Genomic DNA, 9,649 nt, shown 5'->3' with positions numbered 1-9,649 from the left:
GGCAGGCGCCAGCACGGCGGCACGCTTGGTCGGGGCGGGGGGCAGGGGCATGGGCGAGGGTCTCGCAGGAAATGGTTGCCTCGGGGCAGGGGGTCGGGGCAGGGGTGTTGCCGCGGCCTCAGGCGGGCGCAAAAAAGCCGCCCGGGCGAGCGGGCGGCTTGTCTAGGATGCGGGCGGCGGACAGGCTGGCGGTCGGGGGCATTGATCCATTATGCATACTCCGGATCGCCGGGCGCCAGCCCGCACCGACGCCCTCAGGCGGCTTCCTGGACCGGCGCTTCCTTGGCAGCCGTCTCCTTGGGGGCAGCATTCTTCAGCGACGCCTTGAGCGCCTTCACCGCCTTGAGCACGTCCTCGACGTGGCCCGGGACCTTCAGCCCGCGCCACTCCTGCACCACCACGCCGTCGGGGCCGATCAGGAAGGTGCTGCGCTCGATGCCCTTGACCTTCTTGCCGTACATGATCTTGTTCTTGACCACGCCGAACATGTGGCACATCTTCTCTTCGGTGTCGGCGACCAGCTCGAAGGGCAGCTCCAGCTTGGCCTTGAAATCCTCGTGCGACTTCATGTTGTCGCGCGAGACACCGAACACGATCGCGCCCGCCTTCTCGAACTCCTTGAACTTGTCACGGAACTGCATGGCCTCGGTGGTGCAGCCGGGGGTATTGTCCTTGGGGTAGAAATACAGGATCAGGATGTGGCCCAGGTGCGAGACGTTGGAAACCTTGATTCCACCAGTCGCGTTGGCTTCGAATTCAGGAAGGGGTTTGTTGACAACGATCGCCATGGCGCTTATCTCTCTCTTGGTATATAAGGGGAAACATAAGTCGGGGGAATGAGGGAAATCGGGTCCTGCAAGGCAGGCGGCGACCCCCGACCGCAACTTCCAATTTTACCCGCAAACCCCCTTTGCGGCCTAATCGGGCCCCAAATACTGTCAAAACGTTCAGTGGTTTGGCGCTGGGCGTGCCCCTGGGCGTGGGCGTGCCATGGCCTCGCTCAGGTCTCCAGCAGCAGCACCGCCACCACCTTGCGTCCCTCGCCGGCGAGGATGTTGTAGGTGCGGCAGGCCGACTGCGTGTCCATGCTCTCGACGCCTATCCGGCGGCGCATGAGCGGCGCGATCCAGGCCGGCTTGGCAAAGCGGGTGCGCGCGCCGCTGCCGAAGAGGACGACCTCCACGTCCAGCTCCAGCAGAGGGGCGAAGTGCGCGGCCGTGAGGTCCTCGAAGCGGTGGCAGTCCCAGGCAAGGTGCTGGCCGGCCGAGCCGATGATGACGCTGTGGGTGATGCGCTCGCCGTCCACGGCGATCCAGCCGGGGCCGTAGGCGGTGATGGACTGGGCGTCGATGCGGTCGGGCTGGAATTTCATGGCAGGGCGATCCGGGCGCCGGGTGCGCCGGGACGGAAAGTGGCAGGAACTGTGGTCAAATTATAGGTTTCACCCCTTTTTTTCAGAGGCCGTGCGGCATGGCCGCCCTTCGCGCATGAAGCCCATCAGGAAGTCCAGCAAGCTCAGCAACGTTCTCTACGATGTCCGTGGCCCGATCGTCGACGCCGCCCGGCAGATGGAGGACGAGGGCCAGAAGATCATCAAGCTGAACATCGGCAACCTCGCGCCCTTCGGTTTCGACGCGCCCGAGGAAATCCAGCAGGACATGATCCGCAACCTGCCGAATTCCGCCGGCTACTCCGACAGCAAGGGCATCTTCGCGGCACGCAAGGCGGTGATGCACTACACGCAGGAGCAGGGCGTGGTCGGCGTGACGCTGGACGACATCTACCTGGGCAACGGCGCGAGCGACCTGATCGTCATGGCGACCAACGCGCTGCTGGACGACGGCGACGAGCTGCTGGTGCCGGCGCCCGACTACCCGCTGTGGACGGCCGCGGCCAGCCTGTCGGGCGGCAAGCCGGTGCATTACCTGTGCGACGAGGACAACGACTGGATGCCCAGCCTGGAGGACATCCGCTCCAAGATCACGCCGCGCACGCGCGGCATCGTGGTCATCAACCCGAACAACCCGACGGGGGCGCTGTACTCCGACGAGCTGCTGCGCGGCATCGTCCAGATCGCGCGCGAGCACGAGCTGGTCATCTTTGCCGACGAGGTGTACGACAAGGTGCTCTACGACGGCGCGCGCCACACGCCCATGGCCCGCCTGTCCACCGACGTGCTGACGCTGACCTTCAACTCCCTGTCCAAGGCCTACCGCTCCTGCGGCTACCGCGCCGGCTGGATGGTGATCTCGGGCGACAAGGCGGCCGCGCAGGACTACATCGAAGGCATCAACATGCTGGCCAACATCAAGCTCGGCTCGAACGTGCCGGGACAGTGGGCCATCCAGACCGCCCTGGGCGGCTACCAGAGCATCAACGACCTGGTCCGGCCCGGCGGGCGCCTGTGCCGCCAGCGCGACCTGGCCTACGAGCTGATCACGGCCATTCCGGGCGTGACCTGCGTGAAGCCGCGCGCGGCGCTGTACATGTTCCCGCGCCTGGATCCGCAGATGTACCCGATCGCGGACGACCGCCAGTTCTTCATGGAAGTGCTGCGCGCCACGCGCGTCATGCTGGTGCAGGGTTCGGGCTTCAACTACCCGGACAACCAGCACTTTCGCATCGTCTTCCTGCCGCACGAGGACGATCTGCGCGAGGCCGTGCAGCGACTGGCGGACTTCCTGGCGCTGTATCGCCAGCGCCATGCGCGCGCCGCCTGAACACCCCTCCTTTCCTTCCGTGGGTGGCGCCCAGGCGCTGCCCACCCCTCTGACTGGTAGAAGAAGACGAGCATGAAACCGATCCAAGTGGGACTGCTGGGCATTGGCACCGTCGGCAGCGGCGTATTCAACGTGCTGCAGCGCAACCAGGAGGAGATCCGCCGCCGCGCGGGACGCGGCATCGAGATCGCCTGCGTCGCCGACCTGGACACGGCGCGCGCGCGCTCGATCGTCGGCGAGCGCACCCGCGTGGTCGCCGATGCGCGCGAAGTCATCGCCAACCCGGACATCGACGTGGTGGTCGAGCTGATCGGCGGCTGCGGCATCGCGCGCGAGCTGGTGCTCGAGGCGATCGCTGCCGGCAAGCACGTGGTGACGGCGAACAAGGCGCTGCTCGCGGTGCACGGCACGGAGATCTTCCGCGCCGCCACCGAGCGCGGCGTGATGGTCGCCTACGAGGCGGCGGTGGCCGGCGGCATCCCGATCATCAAGGCGCTGCGCGAGGGCCTGACGGCCAACCGCATCCAGTGGGTGGCGGGGATCATCAACGGCACGACCAACTTCATCCTGTCGGAGATGCGCGACAAGGGGCTGGATTTCGACGTGGTGCTCAAGGAGGCGCAGGCGCTGGGCTACGCCGAGGCCGACCCGACCTTCGACATCGAGGGCGTGGACGCGGCGCACAAGGCGACCATCATCAGCGCCATCGCCTTCGGCATTCCCGTGCAGTTCGACAAGGCCTACGTGGAGGGCATCACGCGGCTCGCCGCGGCCGATATCCGCTACGCCGAGCAGCTGGGCTACCGCATCAAGCTGCTGGGCATCACGCGGCGCACGCCGCGCGGCGTGGAGCTGCGCGTGCACCCCAGCCTGGTGCCGGCGCGCCGCCTGATCGCCAACGTGGAAGGCGCCATGAACGCCGTGCTGGTGCAGGGCGACGCCGTCGGGGCGACGCTCTACTACGGCAAGGGGGCCGGCGCCGAGCCCACGGCAAGCGCCGTGATCGCCGACCTGGTGGATCTCACGCGCCTGCACGGCGCCGACGCCGCGCACCGCGTGCCGCCCTTGGGCTTCCAGTGCGCCTCGCTGAGCGAGGCCGGTGGCGAGCTGCCGGTGCTGCCCATGTCCGAGGTCGTGACCAGCTACTACCTGCGCATCCGCGTGGCCGACGAGGCCGGCGTGCTGGCGCGCATCACGGGCATCCTCGCCGAGGCCGGCATCAGCATCGACGCCGTGCTGCAGCGCGAAGCCGAGGAGGTGGGCGGCGAGGGCTCGACCCAGACCGACCTGATCATCCTCACGCACCAGACGCGCGAAGGCGACATGGACGCCGCGCTGGCCCAGATCCAGGGCCTGCCCACGGTGCTGGCGCCGATCACGCGCATCCGCAAGGAAGAGCTGTCCTGAGCCTGGCGGGGCGGCCGCCGCGCCGCGCCTGCCTGGGAGACCTTCGATGAACTACCTCTCCACCCGTGGCGACGCCACGCCGCGCAAGTTCTGCGACATCCTGCTGGCCGGCCTCGCGCCCGACGGCGGGCTGTACCTGCCCGAGCGCTATCCGCAGGTCGGCGCGCGCCTGGCCGAGCTGCGCCGCATCCACGCCGAACAGGGCTACGCGGCGCTCGCCTTCGAGATCCTGTCGCTCTACATCGACGACATTCCCCCCGCCGACCTGCGCGCGCTGTGCGAGAAGACCTATACCGAGGAGGTCTTCGGCACGCGCGAGATCGTGCCGCTGCGCCGGCTGGAGGAGGGCCTGTACCTGCAGGCGCTGTCCAACGGGCCGACGCTGGCCTTCAAGGACATGGCGATGCAGCTGCTGGGCAACCTGTTCGAGTATGAGCTTGCGCGCCGCGGCGAGGAGCTGAACATCCTGGGCGCGACCAGCGGCGACACCGGCAGCGCAGCCGAGTACGCCATGCGCGGCAAGCGGGGCATCCGCGTCTTCATGACCAGCCCGCACGGGCGTATGAGCCCCTTCCAGCAGGCGCAGATGTTCTCGCTGCAGGACGAGAACATCCACAACATCGCCATCGAGGGCGTGTTCGACGACTGCCAGGACATCGTCAAGGCGGTGAGCAACGACCACGCCTTCAAGGCGAGGTACCGCATCGGCACCGTCAACTCGATCAACTGGGCACGGCTGCTGGCGCAGGTGGTGTACTACTTCGCCGGGTACTTCCAGGCGACGGGCAGTGAGGATCAAAAGGTCAGCTTCACCGTCCCGAGCGGCAACTTCGGCAACGTCTGCGCCGGCCACGTGGCGCGCCAGATGGGGCTGCCGATCGAGCGCCTGGTGGTGGCGACGAACGAGAACGACGTGCTCGACGAGTTCTTCCGCACGGGCGTGTACCGGGTGCGCGGCGCGGAGCACACCTACGAGACCTCCAGCCCGTCGATGGACATCAGCAAGGCGAGCAACTTCGAGCGCTTCGTCTTCGACCTGCTGGGCCGCGACGGCGCTGCCACGCGCGCGCTGTTCGAGCAGGGCGTGGCGCAGCAAGGCCGATTCGACCTGCGCGGCGACGCGCGCTTTGCCGACGTCGCCCGCCGTTTCGGCTTTGCCAGCGGCCGGAGCACGCATGCCGATCGCCTGGCGACCATCCGGGACACCTGGGAGCGTTTCGGCACCATGATCGACACCCACACGGCCGACGGCCTGAAGGTGGCGCGCGAGCAGCAGGGCGACGCGGGCGTGCCCATGATCGTGCTGGAGACGGCGCTGCCCATCAAGTTCGAGTCCACCATCGTGGAAGCCCTGGGCCGCGCGCCCGAGCGGCCGGCGCGCTTCGAGGGCATCGAGCAGCTCCCGAAGCGCGTCACGGTGCTGCCGGCCGACGCGCAGCAGGTCAAGGACTACATCGCCGCGCATTGCGGCGGCTGATGGGGCCGTGCAGCAGGGCCACAGGGCATTCGGCGCGGGGGCCGATACCGACCGGCTATCATCGCCTTCCAAGGAGCATCGGATGAAGGTCGTTGCCTTCGCCGGCTATTCCGGCAGTGGCAAGACCACGCTGATCGAGCAGGTGATCCGCGCGCTGGCCGCCGGGGGCCTGCGCGTATCCACCATCAAGCACGCCCACCAGGGCTTCGACATCGACCAGCCCGGCAAGGACAGCTGGCGCCACCGCGCGGCGGGCGCGCGCGAGGTGCTGCTGGTCTCCGACCGGCGCCTGGCGCTGCTGCGCGAGTTCGACGTGGCGCACGAGCCCGACGTGCATGCGCTGGTGGCCGAACTGGATGCGCGCGCCGACTGGGTGGTCGTCGAGGGCTTCCGGCACAGCGGCCTGCCGCGTGTGGAGGTCTGGCGCGCGGCGGCTGACGGCAGCCCCGATCGCCCGGTGCACTACCCGCACGATGCCGGCATCGTCGCCGTCGCCACCGACGAGCCCGCGCGCCTGCCCCAGCCGCCCATGCAACCAGTGCTGCCGCTGGGCGACGCGGCGCGGGTTGCGCAGTGGCTGCTGGAGCACGCCGGATTGTTTGACTACGCCGTGCCGCGCGGTGCGTCCGCGCCGCACACGCCGCAAGGAGCCACCCCATGAGCCGCTCTTCCCTGAAACCCCTGGACGAGGCGCTGGAGCAGCTGCTGGCGCAGGCTGCCACGCTGCCGGGCAGCGACACCGTGGCGCTGTTCGATGCCGACGGCCGGGTGCTGCTGCGCGACGCTGTCTCCGCGCTGCAGGTGCCGCCACAGGACAACAGCGCCATGGACGGCTACGCCCTGCGCAGCGCCGACGTGCCGCAGGCCGGCACCGTGCTGCCCGTCTCGCAGCGTATCCCGGCCGGCAGCGTGGGCGGGCCGCTCGCGCCCGGCACGGCGGCGCGCATCTTCACGGGCGCGCCGGTGCCCGAGGGCGCCGACGTGGTCGTGATGCAGGAAGATTGCGAAGCGCTGGAGGATGGCGGCGTGCGGGTGCAGGTGGTGCCGCAGGCCGGGCGCAACATCCGCCGCGCCGGCGAGGACATCGCCCTGGGCGCGCGCGTGCTGGCCGCCGGCCGGCGGCTGGACCCGGCCGCGGTGGGACTGGCCGCGAGCATCGGCCTGGCGCGCCTGGAGGTGGCGCGCCGCCCGCGCGTGGCGCTGTTCTCCACCGGGGACGAGCTGGTCATGCCGGGCGAGGTGGCGCCGCAGGCGATGCGCCCGGGGGCGATCTACAACAGCAACCGCTTCTTCCTGCGGGCGCTGGCGCAGCGGCTGGGCTGCGAGGTGACGGATTTCGGCATCGTGCCCGACCAGCTGGAGGCGACCAAAGACGTGTTGCGCGAGGCCAGCCGCGAGCACGACGTGATCCTCACCAGCGGCGGCGTCTCGGTGGGCGAGGAAGACCACGTGAAGCCGGCGGTGCAGGCCCTGGGGTCGCTGGACCTGTGGATGATCGCCATCAAGCCGGGCAAGCCCTTCGCCTATGGCCGGGTGGGCGGCGCGCACTTCATGGGCCTGCCGGGCAACCCGGTCTCCAGCCTGATCACCTTCATGGTGCTGGTGCGGCCGTTCCTGCTGCGCCTGCAGGGGGTGAGCGAGGTCGCGCCCAAGGGTATCGCCGCCCGCGCCGCCTTCGACTGGCCCCGGGCCGACCGCCGGCGCGAGTTCCTGCGTGCGCGCCTGGACGCGCAGGGCGAGCTGGAGCTGTTTGCCAACCAGGGCTCGGGGGTGCTGACCTCTACCGTCTGGGGCGACGGCCTGATCGACACCCCGCCGGGGTGCGCCATCGCGCGCGGCGACAGCGTGCGCTTCCTTCCCTTTGCCGAGCTGCTGTCATGAGCGCCAACAAGGAAATCACCGTCCGGTATTTCGCCTCGATCCGCGAGGCGCTCGGACACGGCAGCGAAACGCTGCAGACCGCTGCGCCCACCCTGGGCGCGCTGCGCGACGAGCTGATCGCGCGCGGCGAGCCCTGGGCCGGGTGCCTGGGGCCCGGGCGGGCGGTGCGCATGGCGTTGAACCAGGACATGGCGGAGGAGTCCGTAGCCCTTCCCGCCGGCGCCGAGGTGGCATTCTTCCCGCCCGTTACCGGGGGTTGAAGCGGCCACTCACTCCGTCGGGGCCGCTGGCAGCTCGGGACAGCGCCAGCCCAGCAGCTCCGCCAGGCGCAGCGTGATCCAGCGCGCTTCGGCGGCGTTCACGCCCGACTCCGGTGCGCACAGGCCGGCATGGATGCCCGACAACACGCCGCTCTCCGAGGCGCCCTGGCGGTGGTAGAGCAGCTGGGCCTGCTCGACCAGGTGGCTCGCCAGGTCCTCGCACAGTTCGTAGCGGCTGCGCAGCTGCGCCGGGTGGGCGCGCAGCCGCTGGCGCGCGTCGCTGTACAGCGCAATGAAGCTGTCCGGGACCAGGATCTGGTTGTCGTCCTCGTGCATGGGCCGCATTGTCGGGGCGACCGGGGCGCCGGACGCGCCGCGGGCGAAAAAAGGCCCGGCGCGCACGCCGGGCGTTGCCGTGCCGCGGAAGGGCCGCGCCCCGGGACGCCGGCTCAGCGGCTGCCTTCCCGTGGATCCGGCTGGGCGGCGGGTGCATCGTCGCGCGTGAACAGCCGCAGGAAAAACACGCCCATGCCGAGCATGAAGGCGATGCCAACGGCGCTGAACAGGCCGACGTCGGTGGTGAAGAGTTCCTGGAGCAGTCGCATGGGGCTTTCCTTCCTCGTCGTTGTGGTTTGGTGCCATCCATTGCACGCGAAGGAAGCGGGCACCTCCTTGAGACAGGTCAAGGGAAGCCCAATAACCCCATTTTGATCATGGTCTGGATTGCGCCAGCGCAAGCCGGGCGAGCGCCTCCTGCCCGGCGGGCGTGCCGGCGCGCTTCAATCCGGCACGAACAAGCGTTCGAAGCGCTGGCAGTCGGCTTCCAGTTCGAAGGTGGCGAGCTGACCCATCTTGCCGTCGGCCTTGCGGTAGGCGGCAAACAGGCTGTAGCGCCCTGCCAGTCCAAAGCTGGGCAGGTCGATCAGCGCGTACGGGTGGGCCACGAAGCTCTGGAAGCCAAAGACCACGCGGTGCACGTTGCGTGGCGAAGGGTAGAGGGTGTATTTGGCAGTGTGCAGGGCTTGCTGGGCCATGGCGCGTGTGGCGTTATAAAGTCCGGGGCAAATGTAGCAAAGGGGCAGTGGCCGCGTGGCACGCTCCGGCACTGCGATTCTTCCTGCTTTTCCTCGTGCGTGTCCCATCTGCCATGACCTCCATCTCCATCCAGACTCAGGACTTCGACGTCGGCGCAGAGATCGCGGCGCTGCGCGCGCACGATGGGCGCGTGGGCGCCGTCTGCTGTTTCGTCGGCACGGTGCGCGAGCGCAACGAGGGCGACGAGGTGGCGTCCATGGAGCTGGAACACTACCCCGGCATGACCGAGAAGGCGATCGAGGCCATGGTCGGCGAGGCCCGGGCGCGCTTCGATGTGTACGGCGTGCGTGTGATCCATCGGGTGGGGTTGCTCGCGCCGCAGGACCAGATCGTGCTCGTGGCCGTGACTTCCGCACACCGCGGCGAGAGTTTCCAGGCCTGTGAATTCCTCATGGACTACCTCAAGACCCAGGCGCCCTTCTGGAAGAAGGAGCAGACGCCGTCCGGCGCGCGCTGGGTGGACGCGCGCACCAGCGACGATGCGGCGCTCGCCCGCTGGGGCATCCGGGCGGCGCCCATGGCGGGCTGAACGCGGGCGGTCGTGGATTCGCCGGGCGCTGCGGCTTGAAACCCGGGTGCCGCAACCCTAACTAGCAGCCAGTTGGAGGTTTCTCATGCGTCTCGAAAAATTCACGACCAAATTCCAGGAAGCGCTGTCCGATGCCCAGTCACTCGCGCTCGGCCACGACAACGCCTACATCGAACCGGTGCACCTGCTGGTGGCCATGCTGCGCCAGGAGGGCGGCCCGCGCGCGCTCGTCGAGCGCACCGGCGCCAACGCGAACGGCATGCTCGCGGCGGCCGAGGCC

13 protein-coding genes are annotated in these 9,649 nt (G+C 69.1%); 8 read left to right on the top strand and 5 right to left on the bottom strand.

Annotation, left to right across the window (positions count from 1 at the left end):
- Positions 1-254 precede the first annotated feature (254 nt).
- Entirely contained in the window at positions 255-788 is a 534-nt protein-coding gene (locus tag A612_RS10590; RefSeq protein WP_019374460.1) for a peroxiredoxin, read from the bottom strand.
- A 212-nt stretch (positions 789-1,000) separates the two neighbouring features.
- Complete coding sequence (locus A612_RS10585; RefSeq protein ID WP_019374459.1) at positions 1,001-1,372, bottom strand: Mth938-like domain-containing protein; 372 nt, start codon at positions 1,370-1,372, stop codon at positions 1,001-1,003.
- Between the two features lie 115 nt (positions 1,373-1,487).
- Here A612_RS10585 and A612_RS10580 point away from each other — a divergent pair, with 115 nt between their 5' ends.
- The 6 genes from A612_RS10580 to A612_RS10555 all read left to right on the top strand — a co-directional run bounded on the left by A612_RS10580 (position 1,488) and on the right by A612_RS10555 (position 7,745).
- On the top strand, positions 1,488-2,720 hold the full coding sequence (locus tag A612_RS10580) for a pyridoxal phosphate-dependent aminotransferase (RefSeq protein ID WP_019374458.1): 1,233 nt from the start codon (positions 1,488-1,490) through the stop codon (positions 2,718-2,720).
- Positions 2,721-2,792: 72 nt separating this feature from the next.
- The gene (locus tag A612_RS10575) at positions 2,793-4,127 is read left to right on the top strand and encodes a homoserine dehydrogenase (RefSeq protein ID WP_019374457.1); all 1,335 of its coding nucleotides are present in this window, start codon (positions 2,793-2,795) and stop codon (positions 4,125-4,127) included.
- Between the two features lie 46 nt (positions 4,128-4,173).
- The gene (gene thrC / locus A612_RS10570; RefSeq protein ID WP_019374456.1) at positions 4,174-5,604 is read left to right on the top strand and encodes a threonine synthase; all 1,431 of its coding nucleotides are present in this window, start codon (positions 4,174-4,176) and stop codon (positions 5,602-5,604) included.
- A gap of 82 nt (positions 5,605-5,686) precedes the next feature.
- Positions 5,687-6,265 carry a molybdopterin-guanine dinucleotide biosynthesis protein B gene (gene mobB / locus A612_RS10565; protein WP_019374455.1) on the top strand — a complete coding sequence of 193 codons (579 nt, stop codon included), beginning with the start codon at positions 5,687-5,689 and terminating at the stop codon, positions 6,263-6,265.
- Positions 6,262-7,485, top strand: coding sequence for a molybdopterin molybdotransferase MoeA (locus A612_RS10560; protein WP_019374454.1), 1,224 nt, complete (start codon positions 6,262-6,264; stop codon positions 7,483-7,485). Before mobB ends, A612_RS10560 begins: the two co-directional genes overlap by 4 nt.
- The gene (locus A612_RS10555; protein ID WP_019374453.1) at positions 7,482-7,745 is read left to right on the top strand and encodes a MoaD/ThiS family protein; all 264 of its coding nucleotides are present in this window, start codon (positions 7,482-7,484) and stop codon (positions 7,743-7,745) included. The genes A612_RS10560 and A612_RS10555 overlap by 4 nt, the downstream gene beginning before the upstream one ends.
- A 9-nt stretch (positions 7,746-7,754) precedes the next feature.
- Here A612_RS10555 and A612_RS10550 read toward each other — a convergent pair whose 3' ends face one another.
- From A612_RS10550 to A612_RS10545, 3 genes are all read right to left on the bottom strand, one after another.
- Entirely contained in the window at positions 7,755-8,081 is a 327-nt protein-coding gene (locus A612_RS10550) for a hypothetical protein (protein ID WP_019374452.1), read from the bottom strand.
- 113 nt (positions 8,082-8,194) lie between these two features.
- On the bottom strand, positions 8,195-8,350 hold the full coding sequence (locus A612_RS16605; RefSeq protein WP_019374451.1) for a DUF3149 domain-containing protein: 156 nt from the start codon (positions 8,348-8,350) through the stop codon (positions 8,195-8,197).
- 174 nt (positions 8,351-8,524) lie between these two features.
- Positions 8,525-8,779: a hypothetical protein gene (locus A612_RS10545; protein ID WP_019374450.1), complete on the bottom strand. Its 255-nt coding sequence runs from the start codon at positions 8,777-8,779 to the stop codon at positions 8,525-8,527.
- Positions 8,780-8,892: 113 nt separating this feature from the next.
- Here A612_RS10545 and moaE point away from each other — a divergent pair, with 113 nt between their 5' ends.
- Together moaE and A612_RS10535 are read left to right on the top strand one after the other, a co-directional pair.
- Complete coding sequence (moaE, locus tag A612_RS10540; RefSeq protein WP_019374449.1) at positions 8,893-9,369, top strand: molybdopterin synthase catalytic subunit MoaE; 477 nt, start codon at positions 8,893-8,895, stop codon at positions 9,367-9,369.
- Between the two features lie 85 nt (positions 9,370-9,454).
- Positions 9,455-9,649: Clp protease N-terminal domain-containing protein (locus tag A612_RS10535; RefSeq protein WP_040436614.1), on the top strand; the 195-nt coding region annotated here is incomplete at its 3' end.

The organism is Melaminivora alkalimesophila (genome assembly GCF_000282995.1).
GTDB lineage: Bacteria > Pseudomonadota > Gammaproteobacteria > Burkholderiales > Burkholderiaceae_C > Melaminivora > Melaminivora alkalimesophila.
The sequence above is the reverse complement of the archived record's forward strand: the minus strand, read 5'-3'. Positions and strand labels throughout refer to the sequence as shown.